Below are 19,369 nucleotides of genomic sequence, written 5' to 3'. Positions count from 1 at the left end.
GTTGCGGCAGAAGAACGACAATGCGTGTGCGACAGCCATTTGCGAGCGTGGAGCGGGGGCATGAACCGGGGCAAAGACAGGAATTCGGGCACGTCGCGCGTGTCGCGGCGCAGGGCGGCGCGCACGGTGGCCGCATCGGTCGCTGCGAGTATCGGGCTCGTCGTGTTGCTGGCCGGATGTGCACAGACGATGCCGGTCGTCGCGCATGACGATCCGCCGGTAGGCAGTGTGGCCGACGTTGCATCGGAAAATGTAAAAGTCGAGACGTTCCCCGCCTATCGCGACACGGTCGCGGATGCCCGTGGTAATGGCGTCGTCTGGCAAGGATCGTCGAAGAAGACCACTGCCCGCGTGAGTACCTGCACGGTGCATCTGTGGAAGCGGCAACTGCCGCATGCACGCGTCCAACGCTCGAAGGCGGGCGCGGGCCAGACCCTTGAACTCTCCTCCAGCGACGACGGCGTGCTCGCCGTGCTTGATTTGGCGCCGCACAAGCCAGGCAGCGAAGGCACGCTGTATCTCGGTTCGACGGCCTCCCAATCGCTTGCCGACGCCGTGCGCCGATGCCTCTGATGGCGTCGCGCCCCGCGTGAAGGCGGGCGCGCATGCGGCGGTCACGATAACGTCATGCCCCGTCGGGGTATCATGACGGCGAACGCGTGGCCGGCCGGGCCGTGCGAAGGCTTTTACTGCGTGCGTGCCGATGTCTCATACTGAATCCATCGACGTCTCCGAGGGGCAAACGACTGTCGGCGATGCCGGGCAGGCCTCGCTTAATCCGCGCCAACAGGCGCTTTTCGACGCCGTTCGTCGCGATGGCTTTCTCACGGTCGATGAACTCGCCGCACGCTTCGAGGTGACGCCGCAGACGATCCGGCGCGACATCAACTTCCTGGCCGAACGCAAGTGGGTGCGTCGCTACCACGGCGGCGTCGGGTTGCCGGGCGGGGCCGAGAACGACGCCTACGATGCCCGTCAGACCCAGTTGGCCGACGAGAAGCGCCGCATCGCCATACGTCTTGCCGAACAAATTCCCGATCACGCTTCGCTCTTCATCAATCTGGGTACCACGACGGAAGCCGTGGCCCGGGCGCTGTCGCGTCATCGTGGATTGCGCGTCATTACCAACAATCTGCACGTCGCTGCGATGATGAGCGGCTATGCCGACGCCGAAGTCATTATCGCCGGCGGCGTAGTGCGCGCACGCGACCAGGGCGTGACGGGCGAAGCGACGCTCGATTTCATCCGCCAGTTCAAGGTCGATTTCGGCGTCGTCGGTATCTCCGCCATTGACGCCGACGGCACGTTGCGCGATTTCGATTACCGCGAAGTGCGCGTGGCCGAGGCGATCATCGCGCACTCCCGTACCGTCTTTCTGGCCGCCGATCACAGCAAGTTCGGGCGCCCGGCGCTCGTTCGCCTGGGGCACCTCTCACAGGTCGATGCCCTGTTTACCGATCGCCCGGTGCCCGCCGGCATGGCCGACGTGATCGCAGAGGCCGGTACGCTGGTACACGTCGCGGACTGACGAGGGGCCTCAACCCCATCAGACGCGTATTCGCGCATCGGGACCGCAGAATGCGCGAATTCGAAGCTCCAGTACGCCAATCTGTTAGAATTCGAACGCTGATGTTCGTAAACGAATATAAAGCGAACATTTTCGAACTTTTCCTGATTTGACGCTCAATCCCCGGAGTGACGACGTGCAGACACCCGCTCAATCGCCATCGGACAACACACTGCCGCCCTACGACCTGCTGGTCGTGGGCGGTGGGATCAACGGAACGGGGATTGCGCGCGACGCGGCCGGTCGCGGCCTGCGCGTGTTGCTCGTCGAGCAGGACGATCTGGCATCCCACACGTCATCCGCGAGTACCAAGCTGATTCACGGGGGACTGCGCTATCTCGAGTATTACGAGTTCGGTCTGGTGCGCAAGGCGTTGCAGGAGCGCGAGGTGCTGTTGCGTGCCGCACCGCACATCATGTGGCCGCTGCGTTTCGTGATGCCGCACATGCCAAACCTGCGACCGGCGTGGATGATTCGCGCGGGGTTGTTTCTCTACGATCACCTCGCGCGACGTGAGATCCTGCCAGGCTCGCGTGGTATCGATTTGCGCCAGCATCCGGCGGGCGCGCCGCTGCGTCGCGATTTGACGCGCGGCTTCGTCTACTCGGACGGCTGGGTGCAGGATGCGCGCCTGGTCGTGCTCAACGCGCAGGACGCGGCCGAGCGCGGCGCGACGATTCTCACGCGCACGCGGCTCACGGGCGCCGAGCGCGGCGAGCACCTGTGGACGGCCCAACTCGAGACGTCCGAAGGTGCGCACCAGACCGTGCGTGCGCGCGCCATCGTCAACGCGGCCGGGCCGTGGGTCGGTCATTTGCTTGGCGACGTGTTGCACCAGCAGGCCACGCATCGCGTGCGCATGGTCAAGGGCAGCCACATCGTGACGCGCAAGCTGTTCGATCACGATCACGCCTACATCTTCCAAAATCCCGACAAGCGCATCATCTTCGCGATTCCCTACGAGCGCGACTTCACCCTGATCGGCACGACCGACATCGAGTATCACGGCGACCCGGCGAAGGTCGCGATCAACGACGATGAGATCGCCTATCTCTGCCAATCCGCCAGCGAATATTTCACCCGGCAGATCGTGCCCGCGGATGTCGTCTGGACTTACGCGGGCGTGCGTCCGCTGATGGAGGAGGAAGTCTCCAACCCGTCGGCGGTCACGCGCGATTACAAGCTGGAACTGGACGCGCCCGGCACGCGCGCCCCGCTGTTGTCGGTGTTCGGCGGCAAGATCACGACATTTCGTCGTCTCGCGGAAGAGGCAATGTTGCATTTGCGCGGCCCGCTGGGCTTCACGCACGGCGATTGGACGGCGGGCGCGCCGCTGCCGGGCGGCGACATGGCCGAGCCGGATGCCGGTGCGTTCGAGACATCGCTGCGTGCGCAGGCGCCGTGGCTGCCGCCGGCGCTGGCGTATCGGTATGCACGCACCTACGGCACGCGCACGCATGTGCTGCTTGGCGATGCGAATTCGCTCGACGGACTGGGGCGACGCATCTGTGGCAATCTTTACGAGGCCGAGCTGCGCTATCTTGCGCAATACGAATGGGCGCGCACGGCGCAAGACGTGTTGTGGCGCCGGACCAAACTCGGTCTGCATCTCGGGAAGGAGGGCGAAGCCAGCGTGCAACAGTGGTTCGCCCAGCAGGCGGAAATGGCGACCTGAGTTCCGCTGAAATAACAGGAGACAACGGCAATGGCAGGAGGCGCGTACATCCTCGCGTTCGATCAGGGCACGACCAGTTCGCGAGCGTTGCTGTTCCATCGCGATGGCCATGTCGTGGCGACCGCGCAGAAGGAGTTCCGTCAGATCTATCCGCATCCGGGCTGGGTCGAGCACGACCCGCGCGACATCTGGGCGACGCAGGCCGGGGTCGCGGCGGAGGCGCTGACACACGCCGGTGTCGGGGGCCGCGACATCGCGGCCATCGGCATTACTAACCAGCGTGAGACGACGCTCGTATGGGATCGTCGTACGGGCGAGCCGGTGTACAACGCCATCGTCTGGCAGGACCGCCGCACGGCGGATTTCTGCGATGCGCTGCGTGTGCAAGGGCACGACGATCTCGTCGCAAGCCGCACCGGCCTTCGGCTCGACGCCTATTTCTCGGGTAGCAAGATCCGCTGGATTCTCGACAACGTGGCCGGTGCGCGCGACGCGGCCAACGCCGGGCATCTGGCCTTTGGCACGGTCGATAGCTGGCTCGTGTGGCATCTGACCGGCGGCAAGTTGCATGTGACCGACGTGTCGAACGCGTCGCGCACGATGTTGTTCAACATCCACACGCTCGACTGGGACGACGAACTGCTCGCGCTGCTCGACGTGCCGCGCAGCCTGCTGCCGGAGGTTCGTTCATCGAGTGAGGTGTACGGACACACGGCCACGTCGCTGTTCTCCGTGCCGGTGCCGATTGCAGGCATCGCGGGCGATCAGCAGGCGGCGCTCTTCGGGCAGATGTGCCTCTCTCCCGGCATGGTGAAGAACACGTACGGCACGGGGTGCTTCATGGTGATGAACACCGGCGACAAGCCGCACGCGTCGCGCCATAACCTGCTCACGACGGTGGCCTGGAAGATCGGCGAGCGCGTCGACTATGCACTCGAGGGCAGCATCTTCATCGGTGGCGCGGTCGTGCAGTGGTTGCGCGACGGGCTGGGCATCATTCGCCATTCGCGCGATGTCGAGGCGCTCGCGACCAGCGTGCCCGACGCCGATGGCGTCGTGCTGGTGCCCGCGTTCGCCGGACTGGGTGCTCCCCACTGGCAACCGCGCGCGCGCGGCACGCTGTTCGGCGCAACGCGTGGCACGACGGCGGCCCATGTGGCCCGCGCCGCGCTCGACAGCATCGGATTCCAGACGCTCGATGTGCTGCGCGCCATGGAAGCCGACGCGGGGCTGCATGTGTCGGAGCTGCGTGTCGACGGCGGCGCCGCGGCCAACGATCTGCTGATGCAATGGCAAGCGGATTTGTTGGGCGCGGACGTGGTGCGCCCCAAGGTCATCGAGACGACGGCGGCCGGCGCCGCCTATCTGGCTGGACTGGCCGTTGGCTTTTGGCCGGACATCGACACGTTGGCGCACCAATGGGAATTGCAGCAACGCTTTTCCCGCAAGCTGTCCGAGCAAGACGTCAGTCGTGCCGTCAGCGGATGGCAACGCGCGGTGCGCGCGGCGAAGTTGTGGGCGGAAGACGGCGAAGCTCCCTGACGAGGGTGAGCCTCAGCGCAATGCCCGCCCGGGCGCAACGTGGCGGCGATCGCCGGCGGCGTCATGTCGCCGATGCCGCCAGCTTGCGCACCGCTCGCGCGGATGACGGCGGGCCGACTTGGCCGGACTCGCGGGCGCGAGCGATCTGACGCAGGGACTTAGGGCGCAAGGCCCTGTGCGGCGCATTTGCATGATCCCCTCCCTGACTATTTCCCATCGTCTGAACCGAATCGATCATCGGTGCAATCCGTCCGCGCTCGGGGCGCTCCCGGCGAGGGATAGGCATCGGGCGTGCCGGGGCCATGTGGCGTGCATGGCGTGATTCCCGAGGCAATTGGCCCTGGCGATGAGGCTTCCCCGAGGGCGGACGGCTTGCCTCGTTCATGATGCGAGAAGCGTGCCAGTGATAACAAAGCCTTGAATCAAAAGGGAAGTCGATCGGCCGACGCGAGCCGCATCGCGTTGGCCGATGAAAAACGTTTCAGGAATGAACGGCGGGGCGGGGAGGGCATGCTGAATGTGTCGCGGGTGACGGCAAATTAGGCAATGGACTTGACACCTAACGCCGGCGGGCATTTGCGCCGTCGGCGGGACACTTATGCATAGGGTTATCAACAGTTGCTGTGGATATCCCGGTCGAGGTGTCCCGGCCGACGCACCGGTGCCGCGTTCGAAGCGATCGAACGACGCGCGTCAGGCGGCAGGCTTCCGGCCGATGGCGAAGGCGATCTCACCCACACCGGCCACACCGGCGCTGACCTTGTCGCCGGGTTCGAGCGGCCCGACGCCGGCGGGGGTGCCGGTAAAGATCAGGTCGCCCGCGGCGAGCTTCACGCTGCGCGAGATCTCGGCGATCAGATCGGGGACCGACCAGATCAGTTCGTTGAGATCACCGGTCTGGCGGTTCTCGCCGTTCACGTCGAGCCACACGCGGCCTTCCTTTGGATGGCCGACATCGGCCACGGCGTGAAGCGGGCCGCATGGCGCCGACGCATCGAATGCCTTGCCCCAGTCCCACGGACGGCGCGTGTCCTTGGCTTGCTGTTGCAGGTCGCGACGGGTCAGATCGACGCCGACGCCATACCCCCACACCAGCGCGAGCGCTTGATCCGCATCGACGTTCTCGCCGTCGGCGCCGATGGCGACCACCAGTTCAATCTCGTGGTGCAGTTCGCTCGTGAGCGGCGGGTAGGGCAGCGTGCCGTTGGCGGCCACGACGGCGTCGGCGGGCTTCATGAAGAAGAACGGCGGCTCGCGATCCGGATTGCTGCCCATCTCGCGCGCGTGCGCGGCATAGTTGCGGCCGACGCAGAACACGCGACGCACGGGGAAACGGGCATCGCTGCCCGCCACGGCGACCGACGCCTGGGGCGGCGCCGAAATAACGAATTGGCTCATGAGAAGACTCTCGGCTGATACGAAACAATGACGGAAAAACACAGGCGCCGACACGAGGCGGCGCCTTGCATGCCGTCGCGCCTGACTGCGCGAACGACGGCGCAACAGTATTACTTGGCAAAGACCTGCGACATATCCGCGAACGCCTTGAACTCCAGCGCGTTGCCGGCCGGGTCGTAGAAGAAGAGCGTCGCTTGCTCGCCCACCTGCCCGGCGAAGCGAATATGCGGTTCGATCACGAAGCGGGTGCCCGCGGCACGCAGGCGATCGGCCAGCGCGTGCCATGCCGGCATGTCAAGGATAACGCCGAAATGCGGGACGGGAACCTCATCGCCGTCGACCGGGTTCGTGATGCGCCGGCCGGCGTCTTCCGGCGCGAGATGGGCCACCAGTTGATGACCGAAGAAGTCGAAGTCGATCCAGTGATCCGAGCTGCGGCCTTCGGCGCAGCCCATCACGTCGCCGTAGAAGCGGCGGGCCGCATCGAGATTGTCGACAGGGAATGCGAGATGAAAGAGCGGTGTTGCCATATCAAACTCCAATGCCATGCGGGGAAAAGCGAGCACCGAATCCGGCGAGCGCTATCGGAAATGCTGTCCTGGGTCATCGGTGGCGTGAACGGCGTCACCGATTTGCGGTAAATTCTATCCATCGATAAAAACAATCGAAAACGAATAATTCGAACGCTCAGACGGAAAATTTTCGATCCATGATCCGCTATCTGAAAACCTTCGTCACGGCAGCCGAAACCGCTTCGTTCTCGGCGGCGGGGGCGCGACTCGGATTGACTCAGTCGGCCGTGAGTGCGCAGATTCAGCGACTTGAAGACGATCTCGGTGTGCGACTCTTCGAGCGCACCGCCCGCGCCGTGACCTTGTCCGACGACGGCCGTCGTTTGCTCGCGCAGGCGCAGGGAGTGATTGCCGGCTATCAGGCGATGCGCGGCGAGGCGGGCGCATACGGCGGGCAGGCGGCGCTCGCGCCCATCCACGTCGGCGCGATCCTCACGGTGCAACTGGGTCTTCTGCCCGGCGCGATGGCGCGTTGGACGGCACTCGGCGCGATGCCGCATCTGAACATCGTGCCGGGCATGTCGGTGCAACTGCTCGCGCAACTCGATGCCAAGGAACTCGATCTGGCGGTGATGATCCGCCCGCGCATCGGCGTGCCCGCCGATATGAAATGGCTCACCCTCATGCACGAGCCGTACGTGGCGATCGCGCCCAAAGGCACTGGCGGAACGGTGGCCGACTGGGCGCAAGCCCTGCCGTTCGTGCGTTACAACCGGCGCTCGTATGGTGGCGACCTCGTCGAGCGTTACCTTCGACGTCACCGGCTCTGGGTGCGCGAGGGCGTGGAGCTTGACGAGCCCGAAGTCATTTTGCGCATGGTGCGGGCGCGGCTGGGATGGTCGATCGTGCCTGCGACGCTCATCGGTTTGCCGGTTGGCGGCAACGCGGGGGCGAAGCTTGCCAAGGGCGGCGCAACGGGCGTTCAGGTCCTCGCACTCAGCGGCGCGCCGCTCACGCGCGAGTTGGGGGTGTTGGTGCGTCAGCCAGCGCTTGGCCGCCCACCGGTCGCCATGCTGATGAAGTGTCTTGCGGACGAGGCGCAGTCGCGCGGCTAGGGCGTCGCCTGAACACGGGATGGCTCGACCATCGCCCCGCCCAACGCTTGCCACAATGCGGCCGTGTCCGTCAGGCGAGCCCCTTGCGCGTCGAGTCGCGCGCGTGTGGCGTCGAGCGCCTGACGCTGCACGTCGAGCCAAGCGAGATGACTGATACCGCCGACTCGATAGCGCTCGCTTGCGATCCGGAGGGCGGTTTCCGCTCGCCGGGCCGCGTCGGCACGTGCGGCCAGGGTGTCGGCATCTGAGGCCAGCGCGCGCAAGGCATCGGCGACTTGGGCGAGGCCGAGCAGCACGGTGTCCTGATACGACGCCAGCGCGGCATCGTACGCCGCGATGGCCGAGCGCCGTTGTGCCTGCAACGCGCCGCCACGAAAGAGCGGTTGCAGCAGGTTCATCCCGAGGTTCCAGATATTGATGCCATCGCCAAGATCGGCCAGTCGCATGCGCTGCGTGCCGAAGCTGCCGGAAAGTGTGAACTGGGGGTAGAGGTTCGCGGTGGCGACGCCGACATCGGCACTCGCCTTGTGCAACAGCGCTTCGGCGGCACGGATATCCGGTCGGCGCCGGGCCAGTGTCGACGGTAGCGAGACGGGAACCGTCTGCGGTAAATGCAGGGTGTCGAGATCGATGACGGGCGACGTGAACGCGCCCGGCGGCTGACCGGTCAAGCGAGCCAACTGGTGATCGTATTGCGCAATTTGCGTGCGCAACGCGGGCAACTGGGCTTCGGTTTGGGCGACGAGTGCCGCCTGGTTCTCGACGTCGAGCGTGGCCACGCCCCCCACGCGTTCACGCGAGCGAGTGATATCGAGCTGTGCCCGCTGCGCCGCCACGGTGCCTTCGAGCGCCGCGAGCTGTGCCCGGGCACTGGCCTGGCGCAGGGCCGCCGTCACCACGTTGCCCGCGAGCGAGAGCCTGGCGGCGTCCAGCGTGAAGCGCTGGTAGTCGATTTGGGCGGCGAGCGCTTCCAGCGCGCGGCGATTGGCGCCGAACACGTCGAGCGTGTAGGACACGTCGACGCTGGCGTTATACAAGGTGAACGGCCCGGGACTCGGCAAGCTGGTTATGCCGAACGACGCCGGATCGACCCGTTCGCGCGTACCGGAGAGCTTCAGATTCGCCGAGGGTAGGGAGCGCGCGCCGTCTTGAGCACGAAAGTCCTCTTGCGCCTGACGCAGCTTCGCCTCGGCCTGACGTAGCGTTGGACTGTCGGTCAGCGCCTGGGCGACGAGCGCGTCCAGCGCGGGCGAGCCGAAGCGGGTCCACCAGGCGGACGGCACGTCCTCGCCGGCGACGAACGTCTGCGCGGCGCCCTGAGCGCCGGCTGTCCCGGTAGTCGTCGGCGGTTGTGTGTCCGTGGTGTATTGCGCGACATGCGTAGCGTCGGGCGTGCGCCAGTCCGGACCGAGCGCGCAGGCGGCAAGCATCGCGCTCAGCCCGAGCGCCAGCCACCGCGATCCGTAGCCGGGGCGGCGGTGATGATGTGCACGTTGAGCCAGTCGCATGAGGGCCTCAGTCGAGGGTGCGTTTGTAGAAATTCACGGCGACCATCATGAGGATGGCGGAGAAGGCCAGCAGCGGCCACAGATCGTGCCACGCATCGGCCCAGCCGTTGCCCTTGAGCAGAATGCCGCGAATGAGCCGGTTGAAATACGTCAGCGGCAGCAGGTTGCCGATGGCCTGCGCCCACGCGGGCATGCCGCCAAACGGGAACATGAAGCCCGAGAGCAGCATGCTCGGCAGAAAGTAGAACACGGTGAGCTGCATGGCCTGCAACTGGTTCTGTGCAAACGACGATAACGCGATCCCGACGATCAGGTTGGCCGCGATGAACACCAGCGCGGCAAGATAGATCGCGACGACACTGCCTTCAAACGGCACATGAAAGGCGAAGCGCGCGGCGATCAGGATGATGGTCGCCTGAAGCAACCCGATGGCGACGTACGGCACGATCTTGCCGGTCATGACTTCGATGGGCAATACCGGCGTGGCGAGCAGGTTCTCCATCGTGCCGCGCTCGCGCTCGCGCACGATGGCAATGCCGGTCATCATCGCAAGCGTCATCGTCAGAATCACCCCCATCAGGCCGGGAATGATGTTGTATTGTGTGATGCCCTCGGCGTTATAGAGACGATGCACCTGCACGTCGAACGCCGCCTGCGAGCCGGCCAGATTCGCAAGCGGCCCCGTCAGGTCCTTTTGCGCGACGGACTGGGCGATGGCTGGCAAGGCACCGAGCGCCGAGGCCATTGCCATCGGATCGGTCGCATCGGCCTCGATGAGCACGGCGGGCCGTTCGCCGCGCAACAGCCGGCGAGTGAAATCGGCGGGAATGTTCAGCACGAACTGCGCGCGTCCCTGCGCGAGGGCGGCGCGCCCGGCGTCTTCGCTGGTCAACGTCTCGGTAAAGCGAAAGTATCCCGAATGCTCCATCGCGGCCATGAAGCTGCGCGTGAACTCGCTGTCGTCGGCCACGAGCGTCGCGGTCGGCATGTGCTTGGGATCGGAGTTGATGGCGAAGCCGAAGAGCGCCAGTTGCACAAGCGGCACGCCTACGATCATCGCAAACGTCACGCGGTCGCGGCGCAGTTGCAGGAACTCCTTGCACACAATGCTCCACCACCGGGCGATCGAGAACCCGAGCGGCGCGCTCATGCCTTGTCTCCGAAGTTGTCTTTCGCGTGGCTCATCAGGTAAATGAACACGTCTTCCAGGCTCGTGTCGATGGGCGCGACCCGCAGCCCTCGCTCGCCGGCCAGGTCGTGCAGCAACTTGTCCAGGGCGGTGGCATCCCGCCCGCTCACATGCAGCGTATCGCCAAAGGCGACCGTCTGTGCCACGACGGGTTGCGCGCGCAGTTCGCGCGCCAGATCGATGAGGTTCTCGCCGTGCACTCGCCACGTCGACAGATGCTGGCGAGCGGTGACCTCGGCGGCCGTGCCTTGCGCGAGCAGTTCGCCATACGAGATGTAGGCGAGCTTGTGACAGCGCTCGGCCTCGTCCATGTAATGCGTGCTCACGAGAACCGAGATGCCGCGCGAGGCCAGTTCGTGCAATTCCTCCCAGAAATCGCGCCGGGCGGTCGGGTCGACGCCGGCGGTCGGCTCGTCGAGCAGCAGCACCTGCGGCTCGTGCAACATGCACGCCGCGAGCGCCAGGCGCTGCTTCCAGCCGCCGGAGAGCGACCCGGTCAGTTGCTTTGCACGGCCCGTCAGGCCGAGCCGCTCGATGGCCCGCTCGACGGCGTCTCGCCGGTTCGGCATGCCATACACGCGCGCCACGAAGTCGAGGTTCTCGCGAATGGTCAGGTCTTCCCAGTACGAGAAGCGTTGCGTCATGTAGCCCACGTGACGCTTGATCTGCGCGCTCTCACGCACGATATCGAAACCGAGGCACGTGCCGCTGCCCGAGTCGGGGGTGAGCAAGCCGCACATCATGCGGATGCAGGTTGTCTTGCCGCTGCCGTTCGGCCCGAGAAAGCCGAAGATTTCGCCGCGCTGCACTTGCAGCGACACGTCCTTGACGACGTGCTTGTCGCCGAAGCGTTTGTTCAGACCCTTCACATCGATCGCAAGACGGCCCTCGTCGGCCGACGGGGCGACGATCTCACGTGGGCGCGCATCGCGGCCGTTCATGGGCGCGTCACCTGCACCGGCTGCCCGGGATTGAGTTTGACGGCGTCTGCCGCGGCGGGATGCGCTTCGATCATGTAGACGAGCTTGTCGCGCGTGTCGTTGCTGTAGATGACGGGCGGCGTGTACTCGGCCTGATGGGCGACGTACGTGATGCGGGCGGGTACGCCTGCGCCGCATCCGTCGCAGGCGATGTGCACGGTCTGCCCCGCGCTCAGATTGCCCAAGGCGGTCTCCGGCACGAAGAAGCGCACCTTGATGTTGCCCGGCGGCAGCAGTCGCACGACGGGGCTGCCCGCCGCGACCCATTCGCCGACGCGGTACATCGTGTCGTACACGCGCCCGGCGGCGCTCGCGACGGGATGCTTCTGAGCGAGTTGCCAGTCGGCCTGGGCAAGCGCCGCGCGTGCCACATCGACCTGAGCGGCCTGCGCCTGGCGCTGCGCGTCGCGGCCCGGCAGTCGCGCGACCGCCAGACTGCTCTGCAACTCCTGCACGCGGGCGCTGCTGCTGCGGGCGTCGGCGCGGCTGGCGTCGAGTTGTTCGCGGGCAATTCCGCCGGCGGCGTATTGCGCCTGATCTCGGTCGAATTGCGCAAGCGACTTGTCGCGCACGGCGATGGCTTGCTTGAGTTGGGCGGCAGCGACGGCGATCTCGTCGGGGCGCTTGCCGGTTTCGAGATCGCGCAACTGGGCCTCGGCGCTGGCGAGCGTCTCGCGCGCGTGGGCCTGTGCGGCCAGTTCGTAAGTGGAGTCGAGATCGAAGAGGGCATCTCCCGACTTGACCTCCTGGCCGCGGGTCACCGACAGCGTAGTCAGGGTTCCGGCCTGCGACGAGGCGACATAGACGAATTCGCCCTCCACATAGCCTTGCCACGGCCGGGGGGAGTGGTCGCCGCAGCCAGCCAGCGCGGCCAGGGCGGCAAGGGTGATCGCGTTAGTGCACATGCGGGGGCTTGCCGGCATGACGCGCCTCGTGCGTTGCGGTTGTTCGCTGTCACCTTAGCGCAAAAGCGGGGCAACGGGCAATCCGTCGGCATGCGCAGGCAGGGACTCTCTGCTATTGTGCGCACATGTCCGGCGGCGCACGGGGCGCGCGAACGTTAACAGCGCAGCGCACCGGACCTCATGCAAGGAGCTTGATTGATATGTCTCACGACACGTTCGACGAAAACGACTGGAAGCGATTCCTGGAACACATCGGCGAAGACCCGAATCGCCCCGGTCTGCACGAAACGCCGTCGCGCGTTCAAAAGGCCTGGCGTCAATGGACGTCCGGTTACGGCCAGGATCCGGCCGAAGTGCTCAAGGTCTTTGAAGACGGCGCCGAGCAATACAACGAACTGATCGTCGTACGAGGGATTCCCGTCTACAGCCATTGCGAGCACCACCTTGCCCCGTTCTTCGGCAAGGCGACCATCGGCTACCTGCCCAACGGCAAGATCGTCGGATTGTCGAAGCTCACGCGCCTGGTCGACTGTTTCGCGCGCCGGCTGCAAGTGCAGGAGCGCCTGACCACGCAGATCGCCGAAGCGCTGATGACACATCTGCAACCGAAGGCAGTCGGGGTGGTGGTGTCGTGCCGCCACATGTGCATGGAAAGCCGTGGTATTCGCACGGCCGGGGAAGAGACGGTCACGTCGGCGATGCTCGGTGAGTTGCAGCCGAACCTGGCACTGCGCACGGAGTTTCTCGCCCTCGCTCGCGACAAATAGTCGCAGGACGACGGACAAACGAAAAGCGCTGGCGGGGACGTCCCGCCAGCGCTTTTTTTGCTGCACGACGCGCGCTTATCGGCCGTATCGCGCCACGAGGGTCGAGCCGTTCAGCGTGTGGCCGGCCAGCGCGGTCGTCAGACCGTTGGCGTCGAGCCCCGGCGGCAGACGCCCCGGTTCCAGATCGGTGGCCGTCACCGTAATGATGTAGTGGTGCGGCGAATCGCCGACCGGCGGACACGCGCCGCGATAGGCCATTGCACCGCTGACGTTCTTGCCCAGCGTGACGTGCTCGTTCGTTTCATTGCCCGCCCCGGCCGCGAGCGACGAGACGGTCGCCGGAATGTTGTAGGCGAGCCAATGCACCACGCCGCCGCCTTTCGCGCCGTCCGGGTCCTTCATCGTGATGACCACGCTGCGGGTGGCTTGCGGCAGATGCTGCCACGCGAGCGGCGGGCTTACATTCTTGCCGCCGCACTCGCCCAGCCCGGCGTGGATCGCTGGCAGCATGCCGCCGTCGGCGAACGCGCTCGACGACACGCTCATGCCTTCGGCACAGGCCACCCCGGCGCCGGTGGCGAGCATCACGGCCACGGCTGCCGCGCCGGCGATTCGCAACGATGGCTTTCCCGCAGCGGATGAAAGTCGATTCATAAGCACGCCTCCTATTTGGCAGATGCAATGATGAGCTTGAATGGTAGTGCAAGCAGGGCGGTGCCGGCCACACCGGCGCACCAGAGCGCGACAAACCATCCCCAGCCAATCAACCGCGCCCGCCAGGCGGGGTGGGCGACGGCTCGCTCGCGCCGCTGGCGCACGGCGGGCCGCACGAGGTCAGTGATAGTGCGCATCGTGAGCCACCTTGCCGCGAAATACCCAGTAGGCCAGCATCGTATAGCCGAGGATCACCGGAATAATGAAGGCCGCGCCCCATAGCGTGAACGACAGACTCGACCGCGGGGCGGCGGCGTCCCACAGCGTGATGCCTGGGAGAATCGCGTACGGATATGCGCTGATCAGCAGCCCGCTGTACCCCAGGAACACGAGTCCGATGGCGAGCCAGAAGGGCGTGGCATCGTGCGAGCGGCGCAGCACGCGGCGCATGACGAGCGTGGCGCCCGCCACGAGGAACGGCACTGGCAGGCAGCGCCAGAACCACTGGTCGGCGAACCAGCGATCGGCCACGAGCGGCACGCGCAGCGGCGTCCAAAGCGACACGACGGCCATCGTGGCCACGAGTGCCAGCGTCAGCGGCCAGGCGAGCACACGCAAGCGGCGCTGCAGATCGCCCTCGGTCTTGCCGATCAGCCAGCATGCGCCGAGCAGCGCGTACGTCACGACCAGGCCCAGCCCGGTGAACAGGTTGAAGGCGGTGACCCAGGCGAAGGCGTCGCCCGCGAACTGGCCGTTCTCCACCGGGATGCCCGACAGATACGCGCCGAGCGAGACGCCCTGAAAGAACGTTGCGCCGGCCGAACCACCGATGAACGCGAGATCCCACCACGGCCGGGTGCGATGCGACTTGCCGCGAATCTCGAACGCCACGCCTCGGAAGATCAGGCACACGAGCATGAGCACGAGCGGAAGATACAGCGCCGAGAGGAGTACCGAATACACCATTGGGAACGCGGCGAGCAATCCGGCGCCGCCGAGCACGAGCCATGTTTCGTTGCCGTCCCAGACGGGGGCGACGGAGTGCATCATCGTGTCGCGTTCACGCGCGTCGGGGAAGAACGGGAAAAGAATGCCGATGCCGAGGTCGAAGCCGTCGAGCACCACGTAGAGAAACAGGCCGAGCGCGATGATGGCGGCCCACGCCAAAGTCAGATCCATGAGAAGTCTCGGTAACGTCGAAGTCGTGATAGGGCGCCGATCAGGTCGCGTGTGCGCCGTCGGTGTCCATTCGTCCGGATAGCCCGGACAGGGCGGGGGCGGTTTGCGCCGCGAGGTGGCCGCGTGGCGACGTGTGATCGCTGCCGGACGCCGCCGACGGCTCGCCGGGCAACACCGGACCGACGCGCAGCCACTTGAGCAGGTAATAGATGCCCGTGCCGAACACGAGGCAGTAGGTCAGCACGAGCACCAGCAGCGAGACCTGCACCTGTTGGGCGCTCACCGGCGACACGGCGTGCGCGGTGCGCATCACCCCGTAGACAACCCACGGCTGGCGTCCGGCTTCGGTGGTAACCCAACCCGCCAGCAACGCAACGAAGCCGGTCGGCGATAGGACGAGCATGGCGCGGGCGAAGCGGCGCGACGTGAAGAGCGTGCCGCGACGGCGCAGCCACACGGCGGCTAGCGCAGCGGCGATCATGGCGAGGCCGAGACCGACCATGATGCGAAAACTCCAGAACACCAGCGGCACGTTGGGGCGTTCGTCCTTCGGGAATTCCTTCAGACCACGAATCTCGCCGTCCCAGCGATGCGTGAGGATGAGGCTGCCCAGATGCGGCACTTCGAGCGCATAACGTGTGGTCTCGGCGGCCATGTCGGGCCAGCCGAACAGGTTGAGCGGCGTGCCGCCGGTCTTCGTCTCCCAAAGCCCTTCGATGGCGGCGAGCTTGGCCGGTTGGTATTCACGCGTGTTCAGGCCATGAAGATCGCCGACGACGGCCTGCAGCGGGGCGAAGATGAGCAGCAGCCACATGGCCATGGAAAACATGGTCTTGACGGCCGGGTCGCGGCGCCCGCGCAGCAGGTGCCATGCGCCGGTGCCCGCCACGACGAGCGCGGCCACGACGAACGCCGCGATGCTCATATGCGCCAACCGATACGGGAAGGACGGGTTGAAGATGACGTCCCACCACGACAGCACGACCACGCGGCCGTCGACGATCTCGACACCCTGCGGCGTTTGCATCCAGCTATTCGACGCGAGAATCCAGAACGTCGAAATCAACGTGCCGACGGCCACGCACAAGGTCGCGGCGAAGTGCGCACGCTCGCTTACACGGTTCCAGCCGAACAGCATGATGCCGAGGAAGCCCGCTTCGAGGAAGAACGCGGTCATCACCTCGTAAGTGAGCAGCGGGCCGGTGACCGCGCCGGCGAAACTCGAAAAGCCCGACCAGTTGGTGCCGAACTGATAGGCCATCACCACGCCGGAGACGACGCCCATGCCGAAGCACACCGCGAAGGCCTTCGACCAGAAGCGACACAGATCGAGATAGTGCGGCTGACGTGTTTTGAGCCAGAGACCTTCCAGCACGGCGATGAAGCTCGCCAGACCAATGGAGACGGCGGGAAATACGATGTGAAACGAGACCGTGAACGCGAATTGCAGGCGCGCGAGGTCGACAGCTTCTGGAGCGGCAGTCATGTCGTGATCAATGTAGGCAAACCAACCCTGTCTATAGGGCGACCCTCACTGCCGACCGCCCCTTGTTTGCCTGCATGGTAGGACGTGCTGCACCGCAGCACGCGTGACAAGACGTCACATGCGGCGCATTGACGCGGCATCAATTGCCACGTCGATTTGCGCTAGTGGCCTGTTTTTGTGGGGATTCGCGTCCTCGCCGGGTGCGACCTCATGTCACACGCAGGCGGGCGCTACGCGAGCAATCCGGCGCCGATATTGATCGACAGGCCGAGCACGGCGAGATTGAAGAAGAACGAGAGGACGGCCTGCGCGAGCGCGGTGCGACGCATGCGGCGCGATGTCAGCGCGATGTCTGCGGTTTGCGAGGCGACGGCGATGGTGAACGAGAAATACAGGAAATCCCAGTAGTCCGGATCGCAGTCGCGGTCAGGCCAGGCCAGCGCGAAGGGCGATTCCGTATCCGTGAAGTACAGCCGCGCGTAATGCAGCGTGTAGATCGTCGGCACGAGGAACCATCCGGCGATGAGCGTGGCGGCCGCGAACAGCACATGCTCGGAGGCCTGATGCGGGGCGCCGGTCTTGGCGCTCGCCAGCACGTGGATGATGGCGGCCACACTGGCGATGGCCGACAGGCTGACCACGGTAAGCACGATGGCCGCGCTCTGGTCTTCCTGCTCGGCAAATCGTTCGATGCTGCGCTTGGGGGCGGTGACCATCATGAGCCAGATCATCGCGAGATAGGACCAGGCGCCTGTGTTCCAGCCGATCAATATGCGCGTTACCGTGCTGAACTCCCCGCCCACGAAGACCTGGACGAAGAGTCCGGCAAGCGCGCCGAGAACGATGGCGATGAGCAGTCGCGGATGGAAGCGAAGCAGATGCGGGAAAAGCTTGGCGTTCATGAGCAATGTCTGGACGGTGGCGATAGGCGGTTCGATTATCCACCAACGCGGTCATTCACCGGTCGTGGGCGGAAATGCGGCCGTCTCGGCAGGCCGGCGGCACAGTTGTGGTGCGCCGCCGCATCGCGATGCGGCATCGTGCCCGTTGCGGTGTCGCCGGCGGCGTCGCGCGCACAACGCCGCGCGGCCGATTGCGCGATTTTCCTGATGACCTCGACATCCAGCCTCGCCTTGTCCTGCGGGGCTCTGCCCGGTCCCGAGCCTATTCTTGCCAGCACATGGCACGCCACTTGCTTAGCAGTAGGCAAGGCCAACGACGGCCGAGCGAAGACAAGCGAATTTTCTGCACCGCACGCATGACTTCCGCGCGAGCGCGGACTTCGGGGCAACGGCGTCCCGAAGCCATAGGCCTGTTCACAGGCATACGGCTTCGGGGCGCTTTTTTTTTGGCATACGAACACGAGGGTATCCATGAGCACGCTCACGCAATCGTTGAAAAGTGGCAACTGGCGCGCGCTGGTTGCGTGTTTTCTTTACTTCGACACGGGTTTCACTGTCTGGGTGATGCTTGGCCCGCTGGCGCCGTTCATCAGCAAGGACATTGCGATGACGCCCGCACAAACGGGCTTTCTCGTGGCGGTGCCGGTGCTGGGCGCGGCGATTCTGCGCGTCACGCTGGGCAACCTGTACCAGGCTTACGACGGTCGCAAGATCGCGTTGATGGGCATCACCTTGTCGGCGATTCCGTCGGTCGTGCTGCTGCTGATGCCGGGCGCGCCGTCGTACACGCTGCTGCTCGTACTCGGTGTGCTCCTCGGCATCGGCGGCGCGAGCTTCGCCGTGGCGTTGCCGATGGCAGGCAGCAACTATCCGCCGAAGGTACAGGGACTGGTGCTGGGTCTCGCCGCAGCCGGCAACATTGGCGCGGTGCTCGATGGCTTCATGTTCCCGGGACTGGCCGAGCACTACGGCTGGGCACGTGCGGCCGGTGCCGCCCTGCCGCTGCTCGCGCTTGCCGCGCTGGCGCTGGTGTTCTGGGCAAAGGACCAGGGTGTGAAGTCGGGCAGCGCGCCGCGCGCGTTCACGAGCTTCTTCATTACCGTGTTCGGTCTTATCGCGCTCGTGTTGTGCGTGCATGCCGGGGCATTCGGCGAAGGCAAGGCCGGTGTGTTGCTGCTGCCGGTGCTGGGCGCGTTGCTGGCGATTGCGGTGTTGCCGCGTCACTATCGCGGCGTGCTCGGCGAACGGGACACGTGGGTCATCATGCTGGTCTACAGCATCACGTTCGGTGGTTTTGTCGGCATGTCGTCGTATGTGACCACGCTGCTCATCTCGCTGTACAGCATGCCGCGCATCGAGGCGGGGCTGTTCATGTCGCTGCTCGCGTTTCTCGGTGCGCTGGTGCGTCCCATCGGCGGAATGGTGGCCGACCGGATCTCTGGCGTGCGCGCGCTGGTGCTGCTGCTCGCGGCGATTTCGGTCATCGATTTTGTCTTTGCCGCGTGGATGCCCCCGCAAGGTGCCGGTATCGCTCTGCTGGTGCTGATCTACCTATGCTTCGGTCTCGGTAACGGCGCCACGTTCCAGCTCGTGCCGCAACGCTGGCAAGGCAAGACGGGGCTGATGTCGGGCATCATCGGCGCGGCCGGTGGCATTGGCGGCTTCTACCTGCCGGTCATCATGGGCATGGCCAAGGAATCGACGGGCAGTTACCAGATGGGCTTCGCCACGTTCGGCGCACTGGCGGCACTGGCGTTCTTGCTGGTCGTCGTCCTGCGCACGCGCTGGATGTCGTGGGCACTGCCCGCGGAGATGGTCGGTGGCGCGGTGCTCGCAGGCGGCGTGGCGCACGTCGAGTAAGCGAAGCGCATTCCCGCACTCGCGGCCCGTCGATGCTTCGGCACGACGGGCCGTTTGATTTTCTGGCGCAGCGTCGCGCTCGCTGTCTCAATCCAGACCGGCCGATGCGTTTCCCCGTCCATCGGCCCGT

At 65.5% G+C, this 19,369-nt stretch carries 19 protein-coding genes; 7 read left to right on the top strand and 12 right to left on the bottom strand.

Going from position 1 to position 19,369, the window contains the following annotated elements; all coding sequences use genetic code 11:
* Positions 1-60 precede the first annotated feature (60 nt).
* The 4 genes from PSO31014_RS03605 (at position 61) to glpK (ending at position 4,784) form a co-directional block, all read left to right on the top strand.
* Complete coding sequence (locus PSO31014_RS03605; protein WP_150550319.1) at positions 61-573, top strand: hypothetical protein; 513 nt, start codon at positions 61-63, stop codon at positions 571-573.
* Positions 574-703: 130 nt separating this feature from the next.
* Positions 704-1,528 carry a DeoR/GlpR family DNA-binding transcription regulator gene (locus PSO31014_RS03600; protein WP_150550318.1) on the top strand — a complete coding sequence of 275 codons (825 nt, stop codon included), beginning with the start codon at positions 704-706 and terminating at the stop codon, positions 1,526-1,528.
* A 175-nt stretch (positions 1,529-1,703) separates the two neighbouring features.
* Positions 1,704-3,242 (top strand): glycerol-3-phosphate dehydrogenase, encoded by a 1,539-nt coding sequence (glpD, locus tag PSO31014_RS03595; protein ID WP_150550317.1) that lies wholly within the window; start codon positions 1,704-1,706, stop codon positions 3,240-3,242.
* 30 nt (positions 3,243-3,272) lie between these two features.
* Entirely contained in the window at positions 3,273-4,784 is a 1,512-nt protein-coding gene (gene glpK / locus PSO31014_RS03590) for a glycerol kinase GlpK (protein WP_150550316.1), read from the top strand.
* Positions 4,785-5,477: 693 nt separating this feature from the next.
* Here glpK and PSO31014_RS03585 read toward each other — a convergent pair.
* Entirely contained in the window at positions 5,478-6,182 is a 705-nt protein-coding gene (locus PSO31014_RS03585) for a fumarylacetoacetate hydrolase family protein (protein WP_150550315.1), read from the bottom strand.
* A gap of 110 nt (positions 6,183-6,292) precedes the next feature.
* The gene (locus PSO31014_RS03580) at positions 6,293-6,748 is read right to left on the bottom strand and encodes a VOC family protein (protein ID WP_425494836.1); all 456 of its coding nucleotides are present in this window, start codon (positions 6,746-6,748) and stop codon (positions 6,293-6,295) included.
* A 143-nt stretch (positions 6,749-6,891) separates the two neighbouring features.
* On the opposite strand from PSO31014_RS03580, the gene PSO31014_RS03575 reads away from it, so the two are divergent.
* The gene (locus PSO31014_RS03575; protein WP_150550313.1) at positions 6,892-7,809 is read left to right on the top strand and encodes a LysR family transcriptional regulator; all 918 of its coding nucleotides are present in this window, start codon (positions 6,892-6,894) and stop codon (positions 7,807-7,809) included.
* Here the strand turns inward: PSO31014_RS03575 and PSO31014_RS03570 are convergent.
* From PSO31014_RS03570 to PSO31014_RS03555, 4 genes are read right to left on the bottom strand one after another with little or no spacing between them, the layout of a single operon-like run.
* Positions 7,806-9,317: an efflux transporter outer membrane subunit gene (locus tag PSO31014_RS03570; protein ID WP_150550312.1), complete on the bottom strand. Its 1,512-nt coding sequence runs from the start codon at positions 9,315-9,317 to the stop codon at positions 7,806-7,808. The genes PSO31014_RS03575 and PSO31014_RS03570 overlap by 4 nt on opposite strands.
* Positions 9,318-9,324: 7 nt before the next feature.
* On the bottom strand, positions 9,325-10,467 hold the full coding sequence (locus tag PSO31014_RS03565) for an ABC transporter permease (RefSeq protein ID WP_150550311.1): 1,143 nt from the start codon (positions 10,465-10,467) through the stop codon (positions 9,325-9,327).
* Complete coding sequence (locus PSO31014_RS03560; RefSeq protein ID WP_246176205.1) at positions 10,464-11,447, bottom strand: ABC transporter ATP-binding protein; 984 nt, start codon at positions 11,445-11,447, stop codon at positions 10,464-10,466. The genes PSO31014_RS03565 and PSO31014_RS03560 overlap by 4 nt, the downstream gene beginning before the upstream one ends.
* Positions 11,444-12,409 (bottom strand): HlyD family secretion protein, encoded by a 966-nt coding sequence (locus tag PSO31014_RS03555; RefSeq protein ID WP_246176204.1) that lies wholly within the window; start codon positions 12,407-12,409, stop codon positions 11,444-11,446. The genes PSO31014_RS03560 and PSO31014_RS03555 overlap by 4 nt, the downstream gene beginning before the upstream one ends.
* Positions 12,410-12,591: 182 nt before the next feature.
* Between PSO31014_RS03555 and folE the strand changes: the two genes are divergently transcribed.
* A complete protein-coding gene (gene folE, locus PSO31014_RS03550; RefSeq protein ID WP_130026399.1) occupies positions 12,592-13,158 on the top strand; it encodes a GTP cyclohydrolase I FolE in 567 nt (188 codons plus the stop codon).
* Positions 13,159-13,233: 75 nt separating this feature from the next.
* Here folE and PSO31014_RS03545 read toward each other — a convergent pair whose 3' ends face one another.
* The 6 genes from PSO31014_RS03545 to PSO31014_RS03520 form a co-directional block, all read right to left on the bottom strand.
* The gene (locus PSO31014_RS03545; RefSeq protein WP_246176203.1) at positions 13,234-13,812 is read right to left on the bottom strand and encodes a YbhB/YbcL family Raf kinase inhibitor-like protein; all 579 of its coding nucleotides are present in this window, start codon (positions 13,810-13,812) and stop codon (positions 13,234-13,236) included.
* A gap of 11 nt (positions 13,813-13,823) precedes the next feature.
* Positions 13,824-14,009 (bottom strand): hypothetical protein, encoded by a 186-nt coding sequence (locus PSO31014_RS03540; protein ID WP_150550310.1) that lies wholly within the window; start codon positions 14,007-14,009, stop codon positions 13,824-13,826.
* A complete protein-coding gene (gene cydB, locus PSO31014_RS03535) occupies positions 13,993-14,991 on the bottom strand; it encodes a cytochrome d ubiquinol oxidase subunit II (protein WP_150550309.1) in 999 nt (332 codons plus the stop codon). Before cydB ends, PSO31014_RS03540 begins: the two co-directional genes overlap by 17 nt.
* Positions 14,992-15,031: 40 nt before the next feature.
* Positions 15,032-16,477 carry a cytochrome ubiquinol oxidase subunit I gene (locus tag PSO31014_RS03530; protein WP_017233400.1) on the bottom strand — a complete coding sequence of 482 codons (1,446 nt, stop codon included), beginning with the start codon at positions 16,475-16,477 and terminating at the stop codon, positions 15,032-15,034.
* Positions 16,478-16,707: 230 nt separating this feature from the next.
* Complete coding sequence (locus PSO31014_RS03525; protein WP_150550308.1) at positions 16,708-17,379, bottom strand: DUF1345 domain-containing protein; 672 nt, start codon at positions 17,377-17,379, stop codon at positions 16,708-16,710.
* Between the two features lie 35 nt (positions 17,380-17,414).
* Positions 17,415-17,852, bottom strand: a complete 438-nt coding sequence (locus PSO31014_RS03520) for a hypothetical protein (RefSeq protein WP_150550307.1) — start codon at positions 17,850-17,852, stop codon at positions 17,415-17,417.
* On the opposite strand from PSO31014_RS03520, the gene PSO31014_RS03515 reads away from it, so the two are divergent.
* A complete protein-coding gene (locus tag PSO31014_RS03515) occupies positions 17,851-19,239 on the top strand; it encodes an MFS transporter (protein ID WP_150550306.1) in 1,389 nt (462 codons plus the stop codon). The two genes, PSO31014_RS03520 and PSO31014_RS03515, sit on opposite strands and share 2 nt — an antisense overlap.
* Positions 19,240-19,369: the final 130 nt, after the last annotated feature.

The organism is Pandoraea soli, assembly GCF_902459595.1.
GTDB classification, from domain to species: domain Bacteria; phylum Pseudomonadota; class Gammaproteobacteria; order Burkholderiales; family Burkholderiaceae; genus Pandoraea; species Pandoraea cepalis.
This window is presented reverse-complemented; position numbering and strand designations above follow the sequence as displayed.